This is a genomic window from Paraburkholderia sp. RL17-381-BIF-C, assembly GCF_046026435.1.
Lineage (GTDB): Bacteria > Pseudomonadota > Gammaproteobacteria > Burkholderiales > Burkholderiaceae > Paraburkholderia.
On record NZ_JARESX010000048.1, the window covers coordinates 32,736 to 57,978 of the forward strand.

The 25,243-nt window shown below is 63.6% G+C and carries 24 protein-coding genes; 6 read left to right on the plus strand and 18 right to left on the minus strand.

Annotated features, from left to right (window positions below):
- Positions 1-197: 197 nt before the first annotated feature.
- The 4 genes from galE to P0D70_RS25350 are packed head-to-tail and all read right to left on the minus strand — an operon-like array spanning position 198 to position 4,507.
- On the minus strand, positions 198-1,220 hold the full coding sequence (gene galE, locus P0D70_RS25335) for a UDP-glucose 4-epimerase GalE (RefSeq protein WP_408186478.1): 1,023 nt from the start codon (positions 1,218-1,220) through the stop codon (positions 198-200).
- A gap of 12 nt (positions 1,221-1,232) precedes the next feature.
- Positions 1,233-2,381, minus strand: coding sequence for a glycosyltransferase family 4 protein (locus P0D70_RS25340; protein ID WP_408186479.1), 1,149 nt, complete (start codon positions 2,379-2,381; stop codon positions 1,233-1,235).
- Between the two features lie 36 nt (positions 2,382-2,417).
- Positions 2,418-3,248: a glycosyltransferase gene (locus P0D70_RS25345; protein ID WP_408186480.1), complete on the minus strand. Its 831-nt coding sequence runs from the start codon at positions 3,246-3,248 to the stop codon at positions 2,418-2,420.
- Complete coding sequence (locus tag P0D70_RS25350; protein WP_408186481.1) at positions 3,245-4,507, minus strand: oligosaccharide flippase family protein; 1,263 nt, start codon at positions 4,505-4,507, stop codon at positions 3,245-3,247. The genes P0D70_RS25345 and P0D70_RS25350 overlap by 4 nt, the downstream gene beginning before the upstream one ends.
- 292 nt (positions 4,508-4,799) lie before the next feature.
- Here P0D70_RS25350 and P0D70_RS25355 point away from each other — a divergent pair, with 292 nt between their 5' ends.
- The 5 genes from P0D70_RS25355 to P0D70_RS25375 all read left to right on the plus strand — a co-directional run bounded on the left by P0D70_RS25355 (position 4,800) and on the right by P0D70_RS25375 (position 10,634).
- The gene (locus tag P0D70_RS25355; RefSeq protein ID WP_408186482.1) at positions 4,800-6,194 is read left to right on the plus strand and encodes a phosphomannomutase/phosphoglucomutase; all 1,395 of its coding nucleotides are present in this window, start codon (positions 4,800-4,802) and stop codon (positions 6,192-6,194) included.
- Positions 6,195-6,424: 230 nt separating this feature from the next.
- Positions 6,425-7,426 (plus strand): lipopolysaccharide heptosyltransferase I, encoded by a 1,002-nt coding sequence (gene waaC / locus P0D70_RS25360; protein ID WP_408186483.1) that lies wholly within the window; start codon positions 6,425-6,427, stop codon positions 7,424-7,426.
- A 49-nt stretch (positions 7,427-7,475) separates the two neighbouring features.
- Positions 7,476-8,360, plus strand: a complete 885-nt coding sequence (gene kdoO / locus P0D70_RS25365; protein ID WP_091796492.1) for a Kdo hydroxylase KdoO — start codon at positions 7,476-7,478, stop codon at positions 8,358-8,360.
- A gap of 82 nt (positions 8,361-8,442) precedes the next feature.
- Positions 8,443-9,759 (plus strand): lipid IV(A) 3-deoxy-D-manno-octulosonic acid transferase, encoded by a 1,317-nt coding sequence (waaA, locus tag P0D70_RS25370; RefSeq protein WP_408186484.1) that lies wholly within the window; start codon positions 8,443-8,445, stop codon positions 9,757-9,759.
- Positions 9,760-9,884: 125 nt separating this feature from the next.
- A complete protein-coding gene (locus P0D70_RS25375) occupies positions 9,885-10,634 on the plus strand; it encodes a Fic family protein (RefSeq protein ID WP_408186485.1) in 750 nt (249 codons plus the stop codon).
- A gap of 4 nt (positions 10,635-10,638) precedes the next feature.
- On the opposite strand, the gene ureG is transcribed toward P0D70_RS25375, so the two are convergent.
- From ureG to urtA, 13 genes are all read right to left on the minus strand, one after another.
- Positions 10,639-11,292, minus strand: coding sequence for an urease accessory protein UreG (ureG, locus tag P0D70_RS25380; protein ID WP_091796489.1), 654 nt, complete (start codon positions 11,290-11,292; stop codon positions 10,639-10,641).
- An 11-nt stretch (positions 11,293-11,303) separates the two neighbouring features.
- Positions 11,304-11,984, minus strand: a complete 681-nt coding sequence (locus P0D70_RS25385) for an urease accessory protein UreF (protein ID WP_408186496.1) — start codon at positions 11,982-11,984, stop codon at positions 11,304-11,306.
- Positions 11,971-12,660: an urease accessory protein UreE gene (ureE, locus tag P0D70_RS25390; protein WP_408186486.1), complete on the minus strand. Its 690-nt coding sequence runs from the start codon at positions 12,658-12,660 to the stop codon at positions 11,971-11,973. Before ureE ends, P0D70_RS25385 begins: the two co-directional genes overlap by 14 nt.
- Positions 12,661-12,662: 2 nt before the next feature.
- A complete protein-coding gene (gene ureC, locus P0D70_RS25395; protein WP_408186487.1) occupies positions 12,663-14,369 on the minus strand; it encodes an urease subunit alpha in 1,707 nt (568 codons plus the stop codon).
- Positions 14,370-14,424: 55 nt separating this feature from the next.
- Positions 14,425-14,730: an urease subunit beta gene (locus P0D70_RS25400; RefSeq protein WP_091796485.1), complete on the minus strand. Its 306-nt coding sequence runs from the start codon at positions 14,728-14,730 to the stop codon at positions 14,425-14,427.
- Between the two features lie 18 nt (positions 14,731-14,748).
- On the minus strand, positions 14,749-15,051 hold the full coding sequence (ureA, locus tag P0D70_RS25405; RefSeq protein WP_011487082.1) for an urease subunit gamma: 303 nt from the start codon (positions 15,049-15,051) through the stop codon (positions 14,749-14,751).
- A gap of 175 nt (positions 15,052-15,226) precedes the next feature.
- Complete coding sequence (locus tag P0D70_RS25410; RefSeq protein ID WP_408186488.1) at positions 15,227-16,030, minus strand: transporter substrate-binding domain-containing protein; 804 nt, start codon at positions 16,028-16,030, stop codon at positions 15,227-15,229.
- 487 nt (positions 16,031-16,517) lie between these two features.
- Positions 16,518-17,399, minus strand: a complete 882-nt coding sequence (locus tag P0D70_RS25415; protein ID WP_408186489.1) for an urease accessory protein UreD — start codon at positions 17,397-17,399, stop codon at positions 16,518-16,520.
- A gap of 116 nt (positions 17,400-17,515) precedes the next feature.
- Positions 17,516-18,208, minus strand: a complete 693-nt coding sequence (gene urtE, locus P0D70_RS25420; protein WP_408186490.1) for an urea ABC transporter ATP-binding subunit UrtE — start codon at positions 18,206-18,208, stop codon at positions 17,516-17,518.
- 45 nt (positions 18,209-18,253) lie between these two features.
- The gene (gene urtD / locus P0D70_RS25425; RefSeq protein ID WP_091796480.1) at positions 18,254-19,117 is read right to left on the minus strand and encodes an urea ABC transporter ATP-binding protein UrtD; all 864 of its coding nucleotides are present in this window, start codon (positions 19,115-19,117) and stop codon (positions 18,254-18,256) included.
- Positions 19,114-20,298: an urea ABC transporter permease subunit UrtC gene (urtC, locus tag P0D70_RS25430; protein WP_408186491.1), complete on the minus strand. Its 1,185-nt coding sequence runs from the start codon at positions 20,296-20,298 to the stop codon at positions 19,114-19,116. Before urtC ends, urtD begins: the two co-directional genes overlap by 4 nt.
- 1 nt (position 20,299) lies before the next feature.
- Entirely contained in the window at positions 20,300-21,961 is a 1,662-nt protein-coding gene (urtB, locus tag P0D70_RS25435; protein ID WP_408186492.1) for an urea ABC transporter permease subunit UrtB, read from the minus strand.
- Positions 21,962-22,162: 201 nt separating this feature from the next.
- The gene (gene urtA, locus P0D70_RS25440) at positions 22,163-23,461 is read right to left on the minus strand and encodes an urea ABC transporter substrate-binding protein (RefSeq protein ID WP_091796478.1); all 1,299 of its coding nucleotides are present in this window, start codon (positions 23,459-23,461) and stop codon (positions 22,163-22,165) included.
- A 207-nt stretch (positions 23,462-23,668) separates the two neighbouring features.
- On the opposite strand from urtA, the gene P0D70_RS25445 reads away from it, so the two are divergent.
- The gene (locus P0D70_RS25445; RefSeq protein WP_408186493.1) at positions 23,669-23,827 is read left to right on the plus strand and encodes a hypothetical protein; all 159 of its coding nucleotides are present in this window, start codon (positions 23,669-23,671) and stop codon (positions 23,825-23,827) included.
- Positions 23,828-23,961: 134 nt separating this feature from the next.
- On the opposite strand, the gene P0D70_RS25450 is transcribed toward P0D70_RS25445, so the two are convergent.
- On the minus strand, positions 23,962-25,243 hold a 1,282-nt coding region (locus tag P0D70_RS25450), incomplete at its 5' end, for a DUF3443 domain-containing protein (RefSeq protein WP_408186494.1).

The window sequence follows — 25,243 nt, forward strand, 5'->3', positions numbered from 1 at the left end:
CACGAAGCCTCGATGCGGGCCCGTGCGCCCCGATTCGAACGTTCTTAGGAAGCCTGACCGTCTGACGGTGAGCCAGTATAGGAAGCTGTAAAGGGTTAGTAATATTCGGAATTACCCGCTTGGTGCAATCCCTCAATCGACGGCGGCGGCGCTCCTGCCTGGCGACGCCTTCGCGCCGCCGTCTACTTTGCTTCGACTCAGGCGAATCCGTGCGGATTCGTGGATTGCCAGCGCCAGTGATCCGCGCACATCCGCTCGATGCCGAACTGCGCGCGCCAGCCGATGATCTTCTCGGCAGCGGCCGGGTCGGCGAAACAGGAGGCGACGTCGCCCGGGCGGCGCGCCACGATCTCGTAGGGCACCGGCCGTCCGGCGGCTTTTTCGAACGCCTTGACCACGTCGATCACGCTATAGCCCTGGCCGGTGCCGAGGTTCACGACGAAGCTCGCGTCGCGCGTGACGAGCGCGTCGAGCGCGGCCAGATGCCCGCGCGCCAGATCGACCACGTGGATGTAGTCGCGCACGCCGGTGCCGTCGGGCGTGTCGTAATCGCCGCCGAACACGCGCAGCTTCTCGAGCTTGCCGACCGCCACCTGCGCGACATACGGCATGAGGTTATTCGGAATGCCGGCGGGATCTTCGCCGATCAGGCCGCTCTCGTGCGCGCCGACCGGGTTGAAGTAGCGCAGCGTGGCAATGCGCCACGACGGATCGGCCACTTCCAGATCGCGCAACACCTGCTCGGCGATCAGCTTCGACTGGCCATACGGATTGGTGGCCGACAGCGGGAACGACTCGTCGATCGGCGAGCTTTTCGGCACGCCGTACACGGTGGCCGAGGAACTGAACACGAACTGCTTGACGTTGCGGTCGCGCATCACGCCGAGCAGGGTCAGCAGGCTGCCGACGTTGTTGCTGTAGTACTCGATCGGCTTGGCCACCGACTCGCCCACCGCCTTCAGCGCGGCAAAGTGAATCGCGCCCGTGATGGGATGGGCGTCGAAAATACGGTTGAGCGCCGCTTGGTCGCGCGCGTCGGCTTCGTAGAAGGTCACCGCCTTGCCGGTAATCTTTTCCACGCGCCGCAGCGATTCGCGGTTGCTGTTCACGAGATTGTCGATTACCACGACGTCGTAACCGCCGTTTAGCAGTTCGACACAGGTGTGCGAGCCGATAAAGCCCGCGCCGCCCGTTACCAGAATCGTGCCCTTCGTGGTCATGCTGTTGCTCCGTTAAAGTAAAACGCCCGTCATTTTTTGCACCAGGTCCTTATACGTTTCGACGACCACGCGCTCGTCGAATTCTTCCGCGACTTTCTTTCGGCCGCGTTCTGCCATGGCCCGGCGCTCGGCGCCGCTCATGTCGAGCATGCGCGCCAGCGTGGCCGCGAGGCTTTCTGCATTGCGCACCTCGCACAGCAAGCCGTTGACGCCGTCCGCCACCACCTCGCGGCAGCCCGGCACGTCGGTCGTGACGATGGGGCGGCCCATGGCCGACGCTTCCATCAGCGTGCGCGGCACGCCTTCGCGATACGACGGCAACACGACGCAATCCGCATCGGCGATGAAAGGCCGCACGTCATGCGCTTCGCCAAGATACTCGATGACGCCTTCCTGTTCCCACGCCGCCACTTCTGCGCGCGTAATCGCACTGGGATTGTCGACACCCACCGGGCCGAGCAGTTGGAACCGCGCGTGCGGATAACGTTCACGCAGGCGCCGTGCGGCTTCCACGTATTCGGCCACGCCTTTGTCCCACAACAGCCGCCCGATCAGCACGAAGCGGTAATCCGCCCGCTCGGGCAACGGCGTGAAGGCGAATTGGTCCAGATCGACGCCTTCGCCATGCAACAGTCTTGCGCGCTCAGGATGCACCAACAAATTCTGTTCGACAAATGCGGCCTGATCGTCGCGATTCAAAAACCATATTTCGCGCGGGAAACGGAACGCGAAACGGTACATTTTCTTGGCCACCTGAGCGGCGCGGCTTTGCTGGATGAACACGTAGCCCAATCCGGTTGTGACCGCAACCGATTGCACGCCCGCCAGCTTCGCGGCGATCGAGCCATAAATATTCGGCTTGATCGTGTAATGGAACACCACGTGCGGGCGGATCGTGCGGTATTGCCGATAGAGCGCGTACAGCGTGCGCAGGTCGTCGCGTGGATTGGTGCCCTTGGAGGCGACCGGCAATTCGATGCAGCGGCAGCCCATGGCGGCGAGCAGTTCGAATGTGCGGTCGCGCGGCGCCAGCACCGTCACGTCGACGCCACGTCCGACCAGCATACGGATCAGCCCTTGCCGGTACGTATAGATTGCCCAGGCGGTGTTACAGACGAGTGTAATGCGCAACGCGGGCGTCGACTTCAAGGCAGGCTTCATGCGGGAACGAACTCGGCGGTCAATTGGGGGAATGATTCAGTGGCTCGCGCGCGGCGTGAGCAGGCTGCGCTTGATCCGTTGCAGCGCGCGGTAAGGCGTCACCAGATGCAGCAGATTTTTGGCGAGGCCCAGCCAGTCGTATGGATTGGCCGCGTTGAAGTAGCGCAGTTGCAGCCGCAGCGTCGAATTCACCTGGCGGCGCCGTTTGGTCGCGCTAATGCCGCCTTCGTTCAGCTCGTAATAGAGCCCGAGCTCCGGCAGGTTCGCGCAGTCGTACTGCTCCATGAGTCGCACGAACAGATCGAGGTCCTCGGCGGAGCGGTACTCGGCGCGGTAGTTGCCGACCGCGCGCACGGCGTCGATGCGCAGCATCATCGAAGGGTGCGCGAGGCATGAGCGGAAAAAGCGCAAGCGGCGGATCGCGTTCGGTTCGGCGGGCGGCGTCAGCATGAAGAGCGGTTTGCCTTCGCGAGTGACGACTTGCGTCCACATGCCGAGGCCGGCCACGCGCGGATGCAATTCCATGAACAGGCGTTGTTTGGCAAGCCGCTGCGGCACGCTGCGGTCGCCCGCGTCGATGCGCGCCGCATAGCGAAAGCCGCGCTGGGCCAATGCGTCGATGCCGGTTTGCAACGCGCGTTCAATGCCGCCGTTCTGCGCCATGCGCAGCACTTCGATCTTCATATTGGCGATGGCCGGCGCGACGATCGGCGGCGTGCTGCCGTCGTCGACGATCAGCACATGCACCGGCGCGCTTTCGCTGAACGACGCGAGCGTGAGGTCGACGTCGGCCTGGCCGTTGTAGGCGGGAATCAGCACCGCGACGTCGTCGAGGGTCATTTGCGCGGTGGCGGATGCGTTCGTCATGGGCGCAATTTGAAACGAATGTAATAAAGATTAACCGACGCGGCCGCCAGATAGCCGGCCGCCAGACCCACCAGCGCGCCGTAAGCGCCAAGCCGTGGAATCGCCAGCAGATTGACCACGAATGCTACAGCCAGCGCCAGCAGCCACTTCGAGAGTAATACGAACTTGGCCTGATACTTGAGCACGATCAGATTGCCGATCGCTTCGATGCCGGCCGGCACGGACAGCCACACGGCCCAGCGGAAAATTTCGATCGCGCCTTCGAACTGCGGCCCGAACACGCGGCGAATGATGATGCCGGCCAGCAGATCCAGCACGAGCGCGCCGCCCACCATCAGCGCGGCGGTCATGGCGGTGAGCCGCCACATGTTGCGGCGCAACTGGGTGGCGTCCTGCACACGGTAGACGAAGGCGGGCGCAATGGTCTGCGCGAGCATCAGCGCGAGCGTGATCCAGTTTTCGTTCAACTGCTGGGCGGCGGAATAACGACCGAGGTCGGCAAAGGAGATCGCCCGTTCGAGCATGAGCCGGTCCAGTTTCAGGAACAGATACATACAGATCAGGCCGAGCCAGAACACGGTGCCTGCACTTGCGAAGTGCTTGAAGAGCGCACGGTCGACATGCCAGCCGAGCTTGCCGCCATGCCGGCGCATGTAATAGAGCACGAGGACGGCGCCGATGGCCGCCGATTCGAGCGCCCACAGCCAGCCAAAGCGCGCGGGCGTGGCCGCGGCGCGCACCAGCAGATACACCAGAGCGGCTTTCAGCACCGCGGTGCTCATACTGGTGAGCAGTTGCGGCTTGCTGTAGGTCATGCTTTGCAGCCACGCATTGATCACGCCGACGAACGGCTCGCGAAACAGCATGGTCACTGCGAGCCCGGCGAGCATCGCGCCGACCAGCGGCTCGAACACATGCAGGGCAATGCCGAGCCAGGTGAGCAGCAAGGCCGCGGCGGAGACCGATATGCGCAGCGCAAACGCACTGCCGAGCACAGTGCCGAGTTGCGCCGGCGGCCGGTTGACGATGGTGGGCACGAGTATCTCCGCGCCGCATACCCAGGTAATCGGCGAGAGCACCAGCAGCAGCGTATTGGCGTATTGCCATTTGCCGAAAATGTCAGGCCCGAAGTAGCGCGCCAGCAAGCCGCTGATCGCGATCGCCACGCCGATCTGCGTGAGCCGTTCCAGTCCGAGCCAGACGATATTCGTGAAGGCGCGCGTGACGTCCGGATTGGCGAAGCGTTTGAGCGTCAGCATCCGCTTGACGCTCGGCGATCCGCTCGCACCGTTCGCGCCGATCGCGCGGGTGGCAACGGTGGCACGAATGACCCGAGCGGCGCAGTGCGCGCGTTTGCCCACCCAGCCGACTGTCGCGGCAACTTTACAATTGGAGGGCGTCTAAGCATTAGAATGGTGTTTTAAGGCTGGTCCGAAAAGCGCAATTATAAGTTGGAACCGGATCGCTTCCGGCAAGGGCGCATCGCTGTGTTTTACCGATTTGTCATCGGTGCGCCGGTCAAAATTTTCCATTGCACGCAAGTGAGCCAACATGATCTCCAAATCTATTTTCAAGGCATATGACATTCGCGGTGTAATCGGCAAGACGCTCGACGCCGACGCAGCGCGTTCGATCGGCCGCGCGTTCGGCAGCGAAGTGCGGGCGCAAGGCGGCGACGCCGTGGTGGTCGCGCGCGACGGCCGCCTGTCGGGACCCGAACTGATCCAGGCCCTGTCGGACGGTCTGCGTGCGGCCGGTGTCGACGTGGTCAACGTGGGCATGGTGCCCACGCCGGTCGGTTATTTCGCAGCCAGCGTGCCGTTGCAGCTCGATGGCGGCGAGCGCCGCGTCGATTCGTGCATCGTCGTGACGGGTAGTCATAATCCGCCGGACTACAACGGCTTCAAGATGGTCCTGCGCGGCGCGGCCATTTACGGCGAGCAGATTCTCGCGCTGCATCAGCGCATCGTCGACGAGAACTTCTCTGAAGGCAGCGGCACGTACACCGAGTACGACATCGCCGACGCCTATCTCGATCGCATCGCGAGCGACATCAAGCTCGCGCGTCCCATCAAGATCGTGGTCGACACGGGCAACGGCGTCGCCGGCGGCCTCGCGCCCAAGCTGTTCAAGAAGCTCGGCTGCGAACTGGTCGAACTGTTCACCGAGATCGACGGCAACTTCCCGAACCATCACCCGGACCCGGCTCACCCGGAAAACCTGCAGGACGTGATTCGCGCGCTGAAGGAAACGGACGCCGAAATCGGCTTCGCGTTCGACGGCGACGGCGACCGCCTGGGCGTGGTCACCAAAGACGGCCAGATCATCTATCCGGACCGTCAGCTCATGCTGTTCGCGGAAGAAGTGCTGTCGCGCAACAAGGGCGCGCAGATCATTTACGACGTGAAGTGCACGCGCAACCTCGCCAAGTGGGTGAAGGACAAGGGCGGCGAGCCGCTCATGTGGAAGACCGGCCACTCGCTCGTCAAGGCGAAGCTGCGCGAAACCGGCGCACCGCTCGCCGGCGAAATGAGCGGCCACGTGTTCTTCAAGGACCGCTGGTACGGTTTCGACGACGGCCTGTACACGGGCGCGCGCCTGCTCGAAATCCTCACGCGTGTGGAAGATCCGAGCAAGCTGCTGAACTCGCTGCCGAACTCGAACTCCACGCCGGAACTGCAACTGAAGCTCGAAGAAGGCGAAAACTTCGAACTGATCGCGCGCCTGCAGCAGAGCGCGAAATTCACCGGCGCGGACGACGTCGTGAAGATCGACGGCCTGCGTGTCGAGTATCCGGACGGCTTCGGTCTCGCGCGTTCGTCGAACACCACGCCGGTCGTGGTGATGCGTTTCGAAGCTGATAACGACGCGGCGCTCAAGCGCATTCAGGAAGACTTCCGCCGCGTGATCCTCGCGGAGAAGCCCGACGCGAAGCTGCCGTTCTAAACGCTGAAGCGGCGGCGCGGTTCGAAGTGAGCCGGCGCTGTCGTCGAACGCGGCGCGGGTTTCTTTTACCGCGCCGCGTTTTTTCATGCGATTTACATGTAACGCGCTAGAATTGCCGTCCTCGTGAGAAAACGCCGAGTTTCTCACCTCCTTCGAGGGCCCGGCGCACAGCGACGGGTTCGAGGGCTCTCTCAACGCATCTTCGGGCCGGATAGCCGGTTTTCCCACTCTTGAGCGTGCAAAAGATATTGATCGTGAGGGTGTCGTCACTGGGCGACGTCGTTCACAACATGCCGGTGATCGCCGACATCCGACGCCGCCATCCCGAGGCTCAGATCGACTGGCTCGTCGAAGAAAGCTTCGTGGGGCTCGTGCAGCTCGTGAGCGGCGTGCGGCGGGCCATTCCGGTGTCGCTGCGGCGCTGGCGCAAACGCATTCTGTCGCTCGACAACTGGCGCGAGATCGGCGCCTTCCGCCGTGCGCTCGCCGCCGAAAATTACGATCTCGTGATCGATTGCCAGGGGCTGATCAAGACCGCGTGGGTCGCGAGCATGGCGCGCGGGCCGCTGGTCGGCCTCGCGAACCGTACCGAGGGCGCGGGCTTCGAATGGCCGGTGCGCTTCTTCTACGACAAGCGCGTGCCGATCGAGCCGCGTACGCATGTGGTGGAACGCACGCGCCAACTGGTGGCCGCGGCGCTGAACGACCCGGCGCCGCAATCCACCGACGACATCGACTTCGGTCTCGACACCGGCCGGGCAGCGCTGGCGTTGTCTGAAGCGAACCTGAACCTGCCGGTGCCGTACGTCGTGTTCGTGCACGCCACCTCGCGCGCCGACAAGCAATGGCCGGATACCGCATGGATCGAACTGGGGCAGTCGCTGGTGCGGCGCGGCGCGTCGATCGTGCTGCCGTGGGGCAGTGAGGAGGAGCGCGCCACCAGCGAGCGCCTCGCCAAAGAATTCGGTGCCGCGGCCATCGTGCCGCCGAAGCTCTCGTTGCCGGCCGTGGTCGGCCTGATCGAAGGTGCGGCGGCGACGGTCGGAGTTGACACAGGTCTCGTTCACATCGCCGCGGCGCTGAAGCGCCCGACCATCGAGTTGTACAATTTCGCCACCGCGTGGCGCACCGGCGGCTACTGGTCGCCGAACGTCGTCAATCTCGGCACGGCCGGACAGCCGCCCACGCTGCAACAGGTGAAGTCGGCACTCGCGGGCTTCGGCCTGCTGTAACACGTCCGGGGCGCTTCGCCTTGCGCTCCAACCGTTTTCAAGGGCGACCATGAACGAAACCCAGATCATCGAAGTAGCGAACGCCGACTGGCACGGACGCAATCTGTCCGTGCCGCGCGAGACGCTGCTCGCCGGCGTCGAACGCGGCAAAGTGCTGTATTTCCCGAATCTGCGCTTCGCGATCGAAGGCGGCGAGCAGGCGCTGCTCGACCCCGCGCTCGCCGACCCGAACCGCAAGAACATCAGCCTCGAACCGAATGGCGGCGCGTTGCACGGCGTGGCCGGCGACGCCGTTACGCAATCGGCGGTCCGCGCGTTGATCGCGCGTTATCAGGCCAACGCGCGCACGCTGGTCGACGGGCTCTTTCCCGAATACAACGGCAGACTGCGGGTGGCGCCGACCAGCCTGCGGCTGCATCAGGTGGAAACGCGCGAGACCTCATGGCGCAAAGACGACAGCCGTCTGCATGTGGACGCCTTCCCGTCGCGGCCGAACTATGGCGAGCGCATTTTGCGCGTGTTCACCAACGTCAATCCGCATGGCGCGCCGCGCGTGTGGCGAGTCGGCGAACCGTTCGAGGACATGGCCAAACGCTTCCTGCCGCGCATCAAACCGCAAATGCCGGGCTCGGCATGGCTGCTGAACCTGCTGCACGTGACCAAGTCGCCGCGCAGCGAGTACGACCATCTGATGCTGAACCTGCACGACGGCATGAAAGCCGATCTCGAGTATCAGAAGTCGAGCCCGCAGGAGACCATGCCGTTTCCGCCCGGCAGCGTGTGGGTGTGTTTCTCGGATCAGACTTCACACGCGGTGATGTCCGGCCAGTTCATGCTGGAGCAGACCTTCTTCCTGCCGGTCAAGGCAATGGCGCAGCCCGAATGCGCGCCGCTCGGGATTCTCGAACGCCTCAAGGGCAGGGCGCTGGTTTGAGCGCCGCGGTCCAGTTGCGGGTTTTCCGATCGCCGGTTTCGCTCAGCGCGCCGGCTCGCGCTTTCAGACTGGCGGAGCGCCAATGCTGAGGGCGATCTATCAAGCACTCTGGTGGATCATCGCGCCGCTGGCCGTGTTGCGTCTGTTGATCCGCTCGCGCAAGGAACGTGGCTATCGCGAGCATATCGGCGAGCGTTTCGGCTATTCGCGCGGCCGGCTGCCTGAGGACAACGCGCCGTTGATCTGGGTGCACGCGGTGTCGGTGGGCGAGACGCGCGCCGCGCAACCGCTGATCGACGCGCTGATGAAGGCGCGTCCCGACGCCCGCATTCTGTTGACCCATATGACGCCGAGCGGGCGCGCCACCGGCGAGCAGATTTTCGGCGACCGTGTTTTGCGCGGCTATCTGCCGTACGACATGCCGCACGCGGTGCGGCGGTTTTTGCGGACGTGGCGGCCGTCGCTCGGTCTGGTAATGGAAACCGAAGTGTGGCCCACGCTGATCGACGAATGCCGTCGCGCGGACGTGCCATTGGTGCTGACCAATGCGCGGATGTCGGCGCGCTCGTACAAGCGCGCGGCCAAGTTCGGCAATGCGACCAAAGACGTGTTCGGCGGCTTTGCACGCGTGCTGGCGCAAAGTCCGTCGGATGCCGAGCGGCTGACCGCGCTCGGCGCGCGCAATGCAGCGGTGCTCGGCAATCTGAAATTCGACATGACCACGCCGCCGGAGTTGGCGGCGCGCGGGCATGCGTGGCGTGCGGCGATTGGCGCGCGTCCGGTGTGGGTCGCGGCCAGCACGCGCGAGGGTGAAGAGGAACTGGTGCTGCAAGCGTTCGCGGCGCTCGGCATGAAAGAGGCGCTGCTGATTCTGGTACCGCGTCATCCGCAACGTTTCAACGAAGTCGCGGGGCTGGTCGAGAAGGCCGGGCTGCGGCTCGAACGGCGTTCGGCGTGGGCGCCGGATGCGAAGGTGGCGTCGGCGGCACATGCGAGCGGCGGGGTGGCGGCTTTGCCCGCGGGCGTCAACGTGCTGCTCGGCGATTCGATGGGCGAATTGGGCGCTTACTATGCCGCTTCGGATCTGGCGTTCATCGGCGGCAGTTTGTTGCCGTTGGGCGGGCAGAATCTGATCGAGGCGTGCGCGGTCGGCGTGCCGGTGCTGATTGGGCCGCACGTGTTCAACTTCACGCAGGCCACCGCCGATGCCGTGGCGGCGGGCGCGGCCGTACAGGTGCAGGACCCGGCCGATCTGGCGCGGGCATTGCGTGAGTTGTTCGGCGATAAGGCCAGAAGGCTGGCCATGGGCGGCGCGGCCTCGGCGTTCGCCGCGCGCCATCGCGGCGCGACCGCGCGAACCGTGGATGTGTTGATGGCGTTGTTGCCGGAAGTGGAGTGAGGAAGGCCGACCGTGAAACGCGGCGCTGGGTTTATCGCTTCGAGCGTCGATAAATAATATATTCTCCGAAGGTCGGGCCGGTCTGTTTCCAGCCCTGTGACTCAAACGCTTTATCACCGCCTGCAATGACGCTTTTCACCGACCTCGGTTTTCAATGGGACCGCACCGCGATTCCGCAAGACATTCCGACTCATTCGATCAAACGGGTCTGCTTCCGTTTTCATCGAATGCTGCCGGAATTCGTGTGGGATGCGAGTGTGCTCGAAGGCAATCCTTTTACGTTTCCAGAGGTCAAGACGCTGCTTGACGGCATTACTGTCGGTGGCCGGAAGATTTCTGATCAGGAGCAGGTTCTGAACCTCGCGGAGAGTTCAAAGCACCTGCTCGCGATCGTGCAGAACGGGCGGTTTGCACTCGACAAGACCACGTTCTGCGACTTGCATCGCCTTGTCGCGCGTAACGAGGCTCTCGAGTGGGGCGTCTTCCGCGGGGAGGGGGAGGAAACGCGATACACGCCCGACGTCGCATTGGGCGAGGCAGGACGCCATACTCCATTGCCGACTTTGCCGGGCGCGCCGGAACTGAACCGCGTTTTTTCCGCGGGCACGCGTGCACTGACTGATCAAGTCTCCAACGCCTTCGAGCGCGGTTGCGCTTTTTTCCTCTTCGGCGCGTTGCAGCAGTTCTTCTTCGACGGCAACAAACGCACCTCACGCTTCATGATGAACGGCGTGCTGATGGCGAACGGTATCGACGCGATCAGTGTCCCCGCGCAACGCGCGGCCGACTTCAACGAAAAGATGGTGCGTTTTTATCTATCGAAGGACGGCTCCGAAATGATGGCATTCCTGCTTGAATGCCATCCGGGCGAGTGAAGCTTCACACCTTCAACAACCCCTTCTTCTCGATAAACTTCACCACCTCATCCAACCCGTCGAGCGCCTTCAGATTGGTCATCACGAAGGGCCGCTCGCCGCGCATCTTCTTCGCGTCCGAGGCCATTACTTCGAGATTCGCGCCGACCATCGGCGCGAGGTCCGTCTTGTTGATCACGAGCAGATCGGACTTGGTAATGCCGGGGCCGCCTTTGCGCGGAATCTTCTCGCCGCCCGCCACGTCGATCACATAGATCGTCAGGTCCGACAGTTCCGGACTGAACGTCGCCGCGAGGTTGTCGCCGCCCGATTCGATAAACACGATATCCGCATCCGGAAAGCGCGTCAGCATACGGTCGACAGCTTCGAGATTGATCGAAGCGTCTTCGCGAATCGCCGTATGCGGACAGCCGCCGGTTTCGACGCCCATGATCCGCTCAGCGGGCAACGCGCCGGCCACGGTCAGCAGACGCTGGTCTTCTTTCGTATAGATGTCGTTGGTGATGGCGACGAGGTCGTACTGTTCGCGCATCGCCTTGCAGAGCATTTCGAGCAGCGTGGTCTTGCCCGAGCCGACCGGACCGCCGACGCCCACGCGCAGCGGCGGCAGCTTTTTCGTGCGAACGGTCGAGTGGGCGGAATGATGAGGTGCGTTCATGATGGATCGTGTTATGAGCGAAAGAGTCGCGAATACTGCGACTCGTGGCGCGCCGACAGAATGCCGAGCTGCGGCGCGAAGGTGTTGATGTTCTCGGGCGATGTGGCGAGAGCGCGCGTCACGGCGGCGTCGATTGGCTCGCGCAGCGCGACGATGATGCGTTGACCGGCGAGCTGTCCCAGCGGCACGGCTTTCAACGCGGCGGCCGCCTGGTTTTCGACCCAGCTGAAGGCGTAGGCGGCGAGGGCGGCGTCGACGGCTGCGTCGTGCGCGTAAGCGGCGAAAGCGAACGCAGTAGGTTGGGCGAGCGGTGTCATCGAGGCGAGCGTCGCGCGCCGGTCAGCGTCGCCCCATTCGAGCGACGCGCACAACTGCCGCAACGACCAGCCCATCTGTTCCGTTTCGCGGCGCAATTCCGTGGAGTCACGGCTTGCGAGGAATTCGCTGTTGGCAACGCGCAAGCCTTCGGCGTCATGCGCGCGCCAGCGCTCCATCTGGTGCGCGAGGAACGGCAGTTCGCCGTGCGCGAGCACGTCGGTCAAGCCGCTGGCGATCCACGCGCGGGCGGAATCCGCATCGGTGATCAACTGCGCTTCGATGGCGGCTTCGAGACCCTGCGAGTAGCTGAATGCGCCGATCGGCAACGCCGGCGACGCCAGATGCAGCAGCGCCGTCAGTTCAGCGATGCGCATGATGATGGTGATGTCCGTGGCTGCACGATTCGTCGTGAACGTGATCGCCGTGATCATGCGCATGATCGTGCGCATGGTCATGGCCGTGATCGTGCGCATGCGAATGCTCATGCGCCGCGTGACTATGCCCATGCTCATGGTCATGCGAATGCTCATGCCCATGATGCTCACCGAACACCTGCTGCGCGAGCGCGTAGTCTTCGGCGAAGGTTTCGTCGTGACCATGTTTATGGCCGCCGCCATACGCGCCGGATTCCGGCTGGAATGGCATCGAAACCTGATCGACCGTTGCGCCGATGCGCTTGAGCATATCGGCCAGCACCGGATCGTATTCGAGCTTCAGATAATCGGTGCCGACTTCCACCGGCGTATGCCGATTGCCGAGGTGATAAGCGGCGCGAGTCAGAGTCAGCGCATCTTTCGCGCGCACGTAGAGGACCGTTTCAGGTGCCGCGACGACGCGCACGAGGCCGCCGTCGCCGGCGATCAGCACGTCGCCGTCGCGCAGCACGGTGCCGCGCGGCAACACCAGCGCGACTTCTTCGCCGCTGTCGAGCGTGGCCGCGAGCCGGCTCTTGCGCCGGTCGTCGAACGCCAGCGTCAAGGTCGGCGCGCGCTTCACCAGCACGGGCGCGAGCTTCAGATGCGGCGCAATCAGTTTGTCGATGGTACGCATGGTCAGAACAGGAAGTAGCGTTGCGCCATCGGCAGCACGGTGGCCGGTTCGCAGGTCAGCAACTGACCGTCGGCGATCACCTGATAGGTTTCCGGATCGACGCTGATCGCCGGACGCCACGCGTTGTGGATCATGTCTGCCTTCGAAATGTTGCGGCAGTTCTTGACCGCAACGATACGCTTGTTCAGACCATAGCGTTCGGCGACGCCGGCTTCCGCGGCCATCTGCGAGACGAAGGTGAGCGACGTGCGGCCCAATGCGCCGCCGCGCGTCGCGAACATCTCGCGATAGTGCACCGGCTGCGGTGTGGGGATCGACGCGTTCGGGTCGCCCATCTGCGCCATCGCGATCATGCCGCCCTTGAGAATCAGCGACGGCTTGATGCCGAAGAACGCCGGCTCCCAGAACACCAGGTCGGCCCACTTGCCCGGCTCGATCGAGCCGACTTCATGCGCGATGCCGTGCGTGATCGCCGGGTTGATCGTGTACTTGGCGACGTAGCGCTTTGCGCGGAAGTTGTCGTGCCGCGCGTTGTCTTCGGGCAGCGCGCCGCGTTGCACTTTCATCTTGTGCGCGGTCTGCCATGTGCGGATGATCACTTCGCCCACCCGGCCCATGGCCTGCGAATCCGACGACAGCATGGACAGCGCGCCGAGATCGTGCAGGATGTCTTCGGCGGCGATGGTTTCGCGGCGAATGCGCGATTCCGCGAAAGCGATGTCTTCCGCAATCGACGGATCCAGGTGGTGGCACACCATCAGCATGTCGAGATGCTCTTCAAGCGTATTGACGGTGTACGGGCGCGTCGGATTGGTCGAGGAGGGCAGCACGTTCGCTTCGCCGCATACCTTGATGATGTCCGGCGCATGGCCGCCGCCCGCGCCTTCCGTGTGATACGTGTGGATCGTGCGCCCCTTGAACGCGGCCACGGTCGCTTCAACGAAACCGGCTTCGTTCAGCGTGTCCGTGTGAATCGCGACCTGCGTGTCGGTGTCGTCGGCAACGGAGAGGCAGTTGTCGATCGCGGCAGGCGTCGTGCCCCAGTCTTCATGCAGCTTCAGGCCGATCGCGCCCGCGGCGATCTGTTCGAGCGCCGGTTGCGGCTGGCTCACGTTGCCTTTGCCGAGAAAGCCGAGGTTCATCGGATAACCGTCGGCCGCTTGCAGCATGCGTTCGAGATGCCACGGACCCGGCGTGCAGGTAGTCGCGTTCGTACCCGTGGCCGGACCCGTGCCGCCGCCGAGCATCGTGGTCACGCCGCTCGCAAGCGCTTCTTCGATCTGCTGCGGGCTGATGAAGTGAATGTGCGTATCGATGCCGCCCGCCGTGACGATCAGGCCTTCGCCCGCGATCACTTCGGTGGAGGCGCCGATCGCGATCGTCACGTTCGGCTGGATGTCGGGATTGCCCGCTTTGCCGATCGCGGCGATGCGGCCGTTCTTGATGCCGATGTCGGCCTTGACGATGCCCCAGTGATCGAGAATCACCGCATTCGTCACGACGGTATCGACCACGTCGGCATGCACGCGTTGCGACTGGCCCATGCCGTCGCGAATCACTTTGCCGCCGCCGAATTTCACTTCTTCGCCGTAGGTGGTGAAGTCGCGCTCGACCTCGATCAGCAAATCGGTGTCGGCAAGGCGCACGCGGTCGCCGGTGGTGGGGCCGAACATTTCCGCGTATGCGCGGCGGCCAATGCGTAATGTCATGGTGTGGGTCCGGAAATGAGCAGGGCGGTTCGGGCGAAGGAGCGCGCGTGGCGCATCACAGCTTGCCCATCACCTTGCCGTTGAAGCCGTAGACGACGCGATCGCCCGCCAGTTCGACCAGTTCGACGGTGCGCTCCTGACCGGGCTCGAAGCGCACGGCGGTGCCCGCCGCGATGTTCAGCCGGAAGCCACGCGCAGCCTCGCGATCGAACGCGAGTGCCTCGTTCACTTCGTAAAAGTGATAGTGGGAGCCGATCTGCACTGGACGGTCGCCGGTATTCGACACGACCACCGTGACGGTCGCGCGGCCCGCGTTGAGCTCGTGTTCGCCGTCGTCGATGAGGAGTTCGCCGGGAATCATCTGGGCAGCCTTGCGTGTTTAAGGAATCGGGTGGTGAACGGTGACGAGCTTGGTGCCGTCGGGGAACGTGGCTTCGACCTGGATGTCGGGGATCATCTCGGGCACGCCTTCCATGACGTCGTCACGGGTGAGCAGCGTGGTGCCGTAGTGCATCACTTCGGCGACGGTCTTGCCGTCGCGCGCCGCTTCCATCAGCGCGGCGGTGATGAAGGCGATCGCTTCCGGGTAGTTCAGTTTGAGGCCGCGTGCGCGGCGCCGTTCGGCAAGCAGCGCGGCGGTGAAGATCAGCAGCTTGTCCTTCTCGCGAGGTGTCAGCTTCATCGAATGTGTGCGTAGGGTTGCAACGGTTGTGGCGGCGGTCCTCGTCGGGACCGGCTGCGACAATGATAGGCGCTGCGCGTCATGGCCGCGATCAGGTGCGAGGCACGGGATGCGTCCATGACGAATGCAATGCCGGATAAGCCGGTCACGGTATCAATTTCGCCTAACGTCACGCTTACAGATCGGTCGGCAGCGGCGCGCTGAACCACTTCTTCGACATCGTGTTGAGCGTGCCGTCCTGCTTCGCCTGTGCGATGGCCGCGTTCACTTTTTGCTGCAGGCGCGGCTCGTTCTTGTTCATGCCGACGAAGCACGGCGAATTCTTGATGACGAACTTCGGTTCCGGGCGGCGCGGCGGATTCTTCGCGAGGATCGCGGCCGCGACGATATTGCCCGCGGCGATCAACTGCACTTGGCCCGAGAGGAACGCGGCGATCGTTGCGTTGTTGTCCTCGAAGCGCTTGATGGTCGCGTTCGGCGCCATTTGCGTGAGACCGATCTCTTCCAGCGCACCGCGGGTTGCGCCGACCGTCTTGCCGGTCAGGTCGGCGGGGCCGCTGACCTTGATGTCGGCCGGACCGAACACGCCTTGGTAGTACGGCGCATAGGCCGTCGAAAAATCGATCACCTTCTCGCGATCAGGCGTCTTGCCGAGCGACGAGATCACCAGATCGACCTTGCCTGTTTGCAGATACGGAATACGGTTGGCGCTATTGACCGGCACGAGTTCGAGCTTCACGTTCATCGACTTCGCGAGCAGGGCGGCCGTGTCGATATCGTAGCCTTGCGGCTTCATGTCCGCGCCGACCGAACCGAACGGCGGATAGTCTTCCGGCACGGCGACTTTCAGCACGCCGGCCTTGGCAATGTTATCGAGTGTGTCCGCGTGAGCGGCGGGCGCTTGGATGGCGAGGACGGGCGAGAGCAACAATGCGGCGAGCCAGGCGCGACGCGCGGGGCGGAGAGTCGATCGTGTCATGTTCTGTGAGCGGAGGTGGCAACGAGCCGGTCGGCTGCCGTCAGGGCGCGGCAGCATCGTGGGGGATTTTGACGCAAGGTATGTGCCATGGCGGTGCAGCATAGGCTGGCGGCCGACGGAATAACGGGCGCACGCAATTGATGCGGGGCGACGCGCCAAATTGGTGCGCGACGCGTCTTACGACGGTGAAAGGAGGGCGGTCACTTTCCGCAGGAAAGCATCCACGAATACCGTGAGGGCGCGCGCAGCGCCGCCGGAAGAATGACTGCTGTGTCACAGACGGGGAATGTGCGAGAACACAGATTCCAGATGGACCACTACCGTGGCTGCGCGGGAGACCCGCTTATAAGCTGGCGGTTCAAAGCCGCTTTCTTTGCTTACTTTCTTTGCGGCAAGCAAAGAAAGTGAGTGCCGCCCCGCACAGGGGCAACGCTAATAGACCACGAAGAAATCAAGGAAAGGCCAAAAACCAAAAAAACCACCAAATTCAAGTCGCCCAAATCCGCAAAGGCACAGCCCCAACCCCATGCACAACCGGCCGCAACTGAAGCCAGCACTGAGTCAAAGCCCGCTGCAGCGTCTCCATAGACCGCGAGACAGCGCGCACGATCACCACCCCTGAGGTCACACAAGAAGCCGCACCTCTAAGCGAGCCACTAAACGACAACTGAGCGGTCAAAGCTTCAGCGAGCGCATCATCGCAAGCCGCGCCGACCGCCCAAAGCGTTCCATAAGCAGGAAATCCGGCGAGCCCCTGAGCCGCATCGCGCAGCGAGTCATCCGCCGAGAGGCTGGCCCGCTCGAGCCAAAGCAACTCGCCGTTAGCGCCAACGATCCGCGACAGCGAACGCAAGCTCCCTTGCGACCACCGCTCACCGGCAGCCTGCCGTCCGAGTTGAGTTGCATCCCATCCCAAAGCCGTGGCACCCTCACGGAGTGTCAACGAAAAATCCAGCTTCGCATTCGCGTGATCGAAAACGATATTATTCTGCGGCAGCCAATCGAGCTTCGCCCGCGCGCCGACACGCACATCGATACGCTGTTGCGCTTCACGCCCATTGGACTTGTACCACTTGGTCGCCCCAGGCGTGGTAATGACAGCATGCGCTGCGTCGCCAACCGCAACATCAATCGCGAGCTCATCACCGCCCGCGATCCCACCAGGCGGATGCACGATCACCGCATGACAAACGCCATATCCTTCCGGATAGAGCGGCCTTTGAACCCGCAAAGGCCCATCATGCAGCCGATGCTTGAGCGTAGTCCGCTCGCCATCCCTGACAAAACCGAGTTCAAGGCGCGCGCGCCATTGCGAATGCGCGCCGGCTTGCGCGGTAGCGAGGGTAGCGTGATTTTCGTGAAGCGACATGCGAATGAAATGCGACCAGACGGAGAACAGCAAAGCGTGCCTGCGCACGTCAGACAGCGCTCAACCGCGCTGCCACAGGATGCGTCGAGAATAGCACGCGCGGTGCGTGACGCCGCTCACACGGCGATCAGCGTGCGCACGCCATCGGCATCCATATTGGCGCCTTCTCCGCCCGCGATGATCTCGCCGCGGCTCATCACCCAATACCGATCCGCGATCTCTTTGGCGAAGTCGTAATACTGCTCGACGAGCAGCACCGTCATGCCCATTTCCTCGACCAGTTGACGCAGCGTGCGGCCGATATCCTGAATGATCGAAGGCTGAATGCCCTCGGTGGGCTCGTCGAGAATCAACAGTTGGGGATCGCTCATCAACGCGCGGCCAATGGCGAGCTGTTGCTGCTGCCCGCCGGAGAGATCGCCGCCGCGCCGGCTGCGCATATCCTTTAACACCGGGAACAGTTCGTAGATACGATCCGGGATCTTCTTGGGCGCCTTCTTGCTGGCGGCGCCCACCAGCAGATTTTCCTCGACGGTCAGCCGCGGAAAGATATCGCGGCCTTGCGGCACATAAGCGAGGCCTTTTTCCACGCGCGAGTAGGTCGGCAGTTTGGTGATCGGCGCGCCGCGCCAGGCGATCGAGCCGCTTTTCGTCTGCACGACGCCCATCAGGCAGCGCAGCAGCGTGGTTTTGCCCACGCCGTTGCGGCCGAGCAGGACAGTGAGTTTGCCGTCGGGCACGGTGAGCTTCACATCGCGCAAGATGTGGCTGCCGCCGTAGTACTGGTTCAGGTTTTCTACTTCTAGCATGTCCGTTTGACCCTTTGTTTCACCGTCCCGTTTGAGAGACCCGCTTCACCGGCCCAGATAAGACTCGATGACCGTCTCGTCGCGCTTCACTTCGTCGAGCGTGCCGTGAGCGAGCACACGCCCCTCGGCCATCACCGTCACCTTGCCGGTCGAGCCTGATAGCGCCGCCACGAACTCCATATCGTGCTCGACGACCATCATCGAGCAGGTGCCGCGCAGATGATTGAGCAATTCGGCTAACTGCATGGTTTCGTCGTCGGTCATGCCGGCGGCCGGCTCGTCGAGCAGGAGCAGCGCCGGTTGCTGCATCAGCAGCATGCCGATTTCGAGCCGTTGCTTCTGGCCGTGCGACAGTTCGCCGGCAAGACGCCGCGCTTCGCTCTCGAGGCCGATCAAGGCCAGCGTCTCTTCGATGCGCGCCTGTGCCTCGCGGTCGAGCCGCGCGCGTAGCGACGCCCACCAACCCTTGTCGGCCTTCATCGCCAGTTCGAGGTTTTCCCACACGGGATGCTGTTCGAAGACCGTGGGCTTCTGAAATTTGCGGCCAATGCCCGCACGCGCGATGGACGGCTCGTTCATGCGCGTCAGATCGATCGACTGGCCGAGAAACACCTTGCCGGAATCCGGCTCGGTCTTGCCGGTGATGACGTCCATCATGGTCGTCTTGCCGGCGCCGTTCGGACCGATGATGCAGCGCAATTCGCCGGCGTCGATCGTCAGCGTCAACGCGTTCAATGCACGAAAACCGTCGAAGCTCACGGTCACGTCTTCGAGATACAGGATCGTGCCGTGCGACACGTCGATCTCGCCGGGCACGACCGCGCGGCCCATGCTCGCCACACCGCTCAACGAGGTTTCAGCGGGATCTTCCGGTAACGCCAGATCAGGAACCATCGGGTTTTCGTTCATGAGCGGTTCCTTTTGCGCGTCACGAGTTCGATCAGCCCCATGATGCCGTTCGGCAGGAACAGCGGGACCAGCACGAAAATCAGACCGAGAAAGAACAGCCAGTATTCAGGGAAGTTCGCGGTGAAGAAGCTCTTCGCGCCATTCACGGCGAAGGCGCCGATGATCGGGCCGATCAGCGTGCCGCGTCCGCCCACGGCAACCCAGATCGCCATTTCGATCGAGTTGCCCGGCGACATCTCGCCCGGGTTGATGATGCCGACCTGCGGCACGTACAGCGCGCCGGCAATGCCGCACAACACGGCGGACACGGTCCATACGAAGAGCTTGTAGGCGAGCGGGCTATAGCCGAGGAACATCAGGCGCGTTTCGCCGTCGCGCACCGCGGTTACCACGCGGCCGAGCTTCGAGGTGACGATGGCGCGCGCGCCGAGGAACGCGAGGATCAGCACGGCGAACGTGATCAGCAGCAGCGCGGTGCGCGTGCCTGGATGCGTGATCGGAAAGCCGCCGATGCGCTTGAAGTCGGTAAAGCCGTTATTGCCGCCGAAGCCCGTCTCGTTGCGATAGAACAGCAGCATCGCGGCGAAGGTCATGGCCTGCGTGATGATCGACAGATACACGCCCTTCACCCGCGAGCGGAACGTGAAGAAGCCGAACACCCACGCGACCACCGCCGGCACCAGCACCACCAGCAGCAGCGCGTAGCCGAGATGCTGCGTGCCTTGCCAGTACCAGGGCAACTGATGCCAGTCGAGAAACACCATGAAGTCGGGCAGGTCGCTGCCGTATTTGCCTTCGTGGCCGATCGAGCGCATCAGATACATACCGATCGCGTAACCGCCGAGCGCGAAGAACAGCGCGTGCCCCAGGCTCAGAATGCCGCAGTAGCCCCACACCAGATCGAGCGCCAGCGCCGCGATCGCGTAGCACATGAACTTGCCGGTGATCGTCATCGCGTACGCGGACAGATGCAGCGCGCTGGTCTCCGGCACGACCAGCGTGGCGAACGGCACGCCGAGGCCGAAGACGATGATCAACGCGATCAGCGCGAGCCACGCCCGCCGTGACAGCAGCGCGGGGCGCGGCGGCAGGCCGAGCGCGAAACCCGCTTGCGCTTCGCGTCCGGCGAGCGCGCCGCCGCCGCTTGCGCCGACGTGAGCCGATGAAGTTGCAGATGTCATCTCATGCCTCCGCGCTACGGCCCTTGAGGGCGAACATGCCCTGCGGACGCTTCTGGATGAACAACACGATCAGCACGAGCACGGCGATCTTCGCGAGCACCGCGCCCCAGAACGGTTCGATCGCCTTGCTGATGAGTCCGAGGCCGAAGCCGCCGATCACCGTGCCGGCCAACTGGCCGACGCCACCTAGCACCACCGCCATGAACGAATCGATGATGTAGCTCTGGCCGAGGTCCGGTCCGACGTTGCCGATCTGCGAGAGCGCACAGCCGCCCAGACCGGCGATGCCCGCGCCGAACGCGAACGCATACGAATCGACCCGTGCGGTCTTCACGCCGACACAGGCCGCCATGCGCCGGTTCTGCGTGACGGCGCGCACGAACAGGCCGAGCCGCGTCTTGGTGAGCACGGCCCACGCGATGCCGACCACGATCAGCGAGAACACGAGAATCGCCAGCCGGTTGTACGGCAGGATCAGATTGGGCAGCACGGTGACGCCGCCGCTCATCCACGCCGGGTTGACCACCTGCACGTTCTGCGCGCCGAACAGCATGCGCGTCGCCTGAATCAGGATCAGGCTGACGCCGAAGGTGGTCAGCAGCGTTTCGAGCGGGCGGCCGTACAGATGCTTCAGCACCAGCCGTTCGAGCACGATGCCCACCAGCCCCGCGGCGACGAACGAGGCCGGAATGGCGAGCAGCGGATACCAGTCGAACGCGCCGGGCGCGAAGCGCTGAAAGAGGTTCTGCACCACATAGGTGGCGTACGCGCCGATCATCAGGAATTCGCCGTGCGCCATGTTGATCACGCCGATCAACCCATAGGTGATGGCAAGGCCCAGCGCGGCGAGCAGCAGCACGCTGCCAAGCGAGAGGCCCGCGAACAGCGTGCCGGCGATCTGGCTGCGGCGCTGGATCGCGTCGAGTTCGTCGATGCCGCTTTGCGCGGCGGCGCGCACGCGGTCGTCGGCTTCCACGAAGGTGCCGTCCGGCTTCTTCGCGACGATCGGCCGCAGCAGCTCGTTCATGTCGAGGTCGTGTCGCGCGGCGACCAGTTGCACGGCTTCGAGGCGCCTGCCGGGGTCGGCGTCGTGCAGCGCGGTCATCGCCCACAAAGTGTCGAGGCGCTTCTTCAGCGCGGGATCGGTTTCCTTTGCGCGAGCTGCGTCGACGAGCGGTTTGATCGACGGATCCGGGTTCTGCAGCAGCGCGGTGATCGCGGCTTCACGTGTCGCCTTGTCCGGCGAATCGAGCTGCAGACCCGACAGCGCGCCGGCCACTTTCGAGCGCAGCAGATTGTTTAGCGTGACCGGCTGGGCATCGCCCGCGGCGACGGTCTTGCCGGTGACCGCGTCCTTCGCGGTGTCGCCGTCCTGCAGCAGCACGGCGCCCGAATCGGTGGCGAGCGCGCTGTCGTCGGACAGCGCCTTGAGCACCGCCATCGACTCCTTGTCGTGATTGGCGATCAGTTTGTCGATGGCGGCGGATTTCGCGTCGAAGTCGTCGCCGGCAAGCGGCGCCACATCGGCTTGCGTCAGCGCGAAAGCGCTCAGCGGTGCGCCCGCGAGGAGCACGAGCGCGACACCGGTCACGCCGCGCTGCGCGAGCCGCAGCGACAGTTTTTGCGCCAGTGTTCGTGTGGACCTGAGAAATGAGAACGCCATGGTGGCCTTTGAAGAAAAACCGGCGGAGCGGCGCGGCATGTGGGCAAGCGCCGCAGCTGCGCCGTCGAATTGCCGCGCGCGAAAGTCGTGCCGTCGGGACGGCGGATCACGGCACGAACGCAGGCGCGGTCGGCGCGCCTGTCGCGGGATTGCATCGGCGTGCCATGCCGGCCGACGTCGCCGTCACGGCACGCCTTCCTGTCAGGCGACGCGCGAACGCTTCAGGAACGCCGGGATCGAGCTGACCACGTCCGGCTTGCTCGAATTGCCGGCAATGAACGGGCTCCACGGCTGCGCGCGAATCGCGGTCTTGGTCCGCCACACCACGTTGAACTGGCCGTCGGCGCGCACTTCGCCGATCATCACCGGCTTGTGCAGGTGGTGATTGCCGTCCATTTCGAGCGTGAAGCCCGAAGGCGCGGCGAACGTCTGGCCGACCATCGCCACGCGCACCTTGTCGACTTCGGTGCTCTTGGCCTTCTCGACCGCCTGCTTCCACATATGGATGCCGACGAAGGTCGCTTCCATCGGGTCATTGGTCACGCGCTTGGTGCCGCCCGGCAGGTTGTTCTGCGCGACCCATGCGGCCCATTGCTTCTTGAACTTTTCGTTGGCCGGGTTGCGCAGCGACATGAAGTAATTCCACGCCGCGAGGTTGCCGACCAGCGGCTTCGTATCGATACCGCGCAACTCTTCCTCGCCGACCGAGAAGGCGACCACCGGCACGTCCGACGCCTTCAGCCCCTGGTTGCCGAGTTCCTTATAGAACGGCACGTTCGAGTCGCCGTTCACCGTGGAGATCACCGCGGTCTTGCCGCCTTGCGAGAAAGTCTTGATGTTCGCGACGATGGTCTGGTAGTCGCTATGGCCGAACGGCGTATAGACCTCCTGAATGTCGGCTTCCTGGACGCCCTTCGACTTGAGGAACGCGCGCAGGATCTTGTTGGTCGTGCGGGGGTACACATAGTCGGTGCCCAGCAGGAAGAAGCGCTTGGCGCCGCCGCCTTCCGCGCTCATCAGGTATTCGGTCGCCGGAATCGCCTGCTGATTCGGCGCTGCGCCCGTGTAGAACACGTTGCGCGACATTTCTTCGCCTTCGTACTGCACCGGGTAGAACAGCAGGCCGTTCAGTTCCTCGAACACCGGCAGCACCGATTTGCGCGACACCGAGGTCCAGCAGCCGAACACCACGGCGCACTTGTCCTGCGTGATCAGCTGACGCGCTTTCTCGGCGAAGAGCGGCCAGTTCGATGCCGGGTCGACCACCACCGGCTCCAGTTGACGGCCCATCACGCCGCCGTTCTTGTTGATGTCCGCAATGGTCATCAACGCGGTGTCTTTGAGGGAAGTCTCCGAGATCGCCATCGTGCCCGACAGCGAATGCAGGATACCTACCTTGATCGGGCCGCTGCCCGACTGCGCATGGGCGAACGGAACCTGACCAGCAAGCGCCAGCGCGCCCGACATGGAGCCGAACTTCAACAGACTGCGACGTTTCATGTATATCCCCTTGCCATTGATGGTGACTGTTTATGGGCGTCGATTTCAGCCAGCAGGGCTTATCCCGCATGACTTGCCGCTTGTGTACTGCAAGTGACATGCCATGCAGTAAATTCGACTCGAAGGTCGTGCATGGCATGCTGCATCGCGGCTACCGCCTGGCCGGTTCATGCGGATTGCGGCGCGAAATTGGTGCAGGATCGAACCATGCGCCTCGTTCAGGTGCGCGCCGCGCCGCAACGAAGCGTGCGTATCCGCCAACGGGCGTCGACGGTGCATCTGCGCCGCGCCTTTGTGCATGCGCCGTCGCGCTATACGGGCGATATCCTGGCGTTCTCGCCGCCGTTGATCGTCGAGGAGGTGTAGATCGAGGAGATCCTGTGGGACGGTGGCCGAGGTGTTGAGGGAGGTGGACTAGTAGCGCGGCGTTTCGGAGACCGCGGTATGAAAGAAGGCCGGCGATTTGCGGGGCGCCGGCCTTATCGATTAGATCGCCGAGTTCAGAACGCGACGAAGGGGCCAGTCTGCGCGCCGACCTGGGCGCCGTTCAAAGCGGTGTAGACGTCGCGGCCGAAGAAGAACGGCAGGCCCCAGATAAAGTAACTGGAAAGCGACGTATAGACGGCCAGATCGTCATGCGCTGCGTATTGGCCGTTCATCAGGTTCGCCGTATTGGCTACCTGGAACGGTACGGTTGCGGACGCCGCCGCTCCGCTGTTGGGTTTGAGTATGGCGGACAGGCTGAGTGCGGTCGACGGCGTGTAACGTCCCCACGAGTCGAACGGGATCGAGCGATCCTGGAAAGTGTTCGTGTTCGACCCGCTATCCATCACCCCCCTTCCGAACAGCGAGCCCTTGTACGCCGTCGTGAAGAAGCCGTTGCCGTCGAGCGCAATGATATTGGCATTCGACGACAGCCTGTTGTTCTGTTGCGTGCCAATGCCGAACACCAGTTCGCCGGTGGCGCTTGGCTGGCCGCCCGCAGGCAGGGCAGGCAGACGGATGATCGTGCCGTTGTTGTCCGAAGTGAAGTTGGCGACGGGATTCATGACCTGCGTGTCGAGCGGCACGCGTGTGCCTTTGCACGAACCCGTGGACGGACAGTAGTAGTAAGTGGCCGACAAGGCATATTGGGCCGCGAGCGGAAAGTCGCGTACCGCGGAACTGATGCCGACCACGCCATTGGCGCCGAGATCGGTCACCGTGCCGATGTTCCCGAGCCCCACTGATGCGCAATCCGCGGGCGTGGCATACGCGCTGTCGCCGATCACCTGGATCGGCAGGTTGCCTGCTGCCTTGGCGCCGATCGTTACGTCGGCGCGCCTGATCGGCCCCCACGCATAACCGGATGCAAACTGCGCGCATTGGGCAATCGGGGCTGCGCTGGTGGGATCGTCGGTGGCGCCGGTTTGCGCCGGCAAACGACCCGAGAGCGCCGGGCCCAACGCGCTCGCCAGCACACGCACGCCTGCCGAACCGGTGTCGACCAGCATGTGGTCGATCGTTGCGCATTGGCTCGCGCCCTGCACACCAGGGATGCAGATGGTGACGGTTACGTAGGGCTGGTTGGCGTAATTTCCCGTCCATCGTTCGACGGTGATCGGGACGGTGTTGACGTCGGCCGATGGCGATGGCGATGGCGATGGCGTTGGTGTCGGAGTTGGAGTTGGAGTTGGAGTTGGAGTTGGAGTTGGAGTTGGAGTTGGTGTCGGTGTTGGTGTCGGTGTTGGTGTCGGTGTTGGAGTCGGAGTCGCAGTTGGTGTCGGCGTCGGTGTCGGTGTC

Excerpts from the sequence above, each read along its gene's own strand:
- galE (WP_408186478.1), bottom strand. The coding sequence starts at position 1,220 with ATGACCACGAAGGGCACGATTCTGGTAACGGGCGGCGCGGGCTTTATC.
- P0D70_RS25340 (WP_408186479.1), bottom strand. The coding sequence starts at position 2,381 with ATGAAGCCTGCCTTGAAGTCGACGCCCGCGTTGCGCATTACACTCGTC.
- P0D70_RS25345 (WP_408186480.1), bottom strand. The coding sequence starts at position 3,248 with ATGACGAACGCATCCGCCACCGCGCAAATGACCCTCGACGACGTCGCG.
- P0D70_RS25350 (WP_408186481.1), bottom strand. The coding sequence starts at position 4,507 with ATGCTGACGCTCAAACGCTTCGCCAATCCGGACGTCACGCGCGCCTTC.
- P0D70_RS25355 (WP_408186482.1), top strand. The coding sequence starts at position 4,800 with ATGATCTCCAAATCTATTTTCAAGGCATATGACATTCGCGGTGTAATC.
- kdoO (WP_091796492.1), top strand. The coding sequence starts at position 7,476 with ATGAACGAAACCCAGATCATCGAAGTAGCGAACGCCGACTGGCACGGA.
- waaA (WP_408186484.1), top strand. The coding sequence starts at position 8,443 with ATGCTGAGGGCGATCTATCAAGCACTCTGGTGGATCATCGCGCCGCTG.
- P0D70_RS25375 (WP_408186485.1), top strand. The coding sequence starts at position 9,885 with ATGACGCTTTTCACCGACCTCGGTTTTCAATGGGACCGCACCGCGATT.
- ureG (WP_091796489.1), bottom strand. The coding sequence starts at position 11,292 with ATGAACGCACCTCATCATTCCGCCCACTCGACCGTTCGCACGAAAAAG.
- P0D70_RS25385 (WP_408186496.1), bottom strand. The coding sequence starts at position 11,984 with ATGCGCATCGCTGAACTGACGGCGCTGCTGCATCTGGCGTCGCCGGCG.
- ureE (WP_408186486.1), bottom strand. The coding sequence starts at position 12,660 with ATGCGTACCATCGACAAACTGATTGCGCCGCATCTGAAGCTCGCGCCC.
- ureC (WP_408186487.1), bottom strand. The coding sequence starts at position 14,369 with ATGACATTACGCATTGGCCGCCGCGCATACGCGGAAATGTTCGGCCCC.
- P0D70_RS25400 (WP_091796485.1), bottom strand. The coding sequence starts at position 14,730 with ATGATTCCCGGCGAACTCCTCATCGACGACGGCGAACACGAGCTCAAC.
- ureA (WP_011487082.1), bottom strand. The coding sequence starts at position 15,051 with ATGAAGCTGACACCTCGCGAGAAGGACAAGCTGCTGATCTTCACCGCC.
- P0D70_RS25410 (WP_408186488.1), bottom strand. The coding sequence starts at position 16,030 with ATGACACGATCGACTCTCCGCCCCGCGCGTCGCGCCTGGCTCGCCGCA.
- P0D70_RS25415 (WP_408186489.1), bottom strand. The coding sequence starts at position 17,399 with ATGTCGCTTCACGAAAATCACGCTACCCTCGCTACCGCGCAAGCCGGC.
- urtE (WP_408186490.1), bottom strand. The coding sequence starts at position 18,208 with ATGCTAGAAGTAGAAAACCTGAACCAGTACTACGGCGGCAGCCACATC.
- urtD (WP_091796480.1), bottom strand. The coding sequence starts at position 19,117 with ATGAACGAAAACCCGATGGTTCCTGATCTGGCGTTACCGGAAGATCCC.
- urtC (WP_408186491.1), bottom strand. The coding sequence starts at position 20,298 with ATGACATCTGCAACTTCATCGGCTCACGTCGGCGCAAGCGGCGGCGGC.
- urtB (WP_408186492.1), bottom strand. The coding sequence starts at position 21,961 with ATGGCGTTCTCATTTCTCAGGTCCACACGAACACTGGCGCAAAAACTG.
- urtA (WP_091796478.1), bottom strand. The coding sequence starts at position 23,461 with ATGAAACGTCGCAGTCTGTTGAAGTTCGGCTCCATGTCGGGCGCGCTG.
- P0D70_RS25445 (WP_408186493.1), top strand. The coding sequence starts at position 23,669 with ATGCGCCTCGTTCAGGTGCGCGCCGCGCCGCAACGAAGCGTGCGTATC.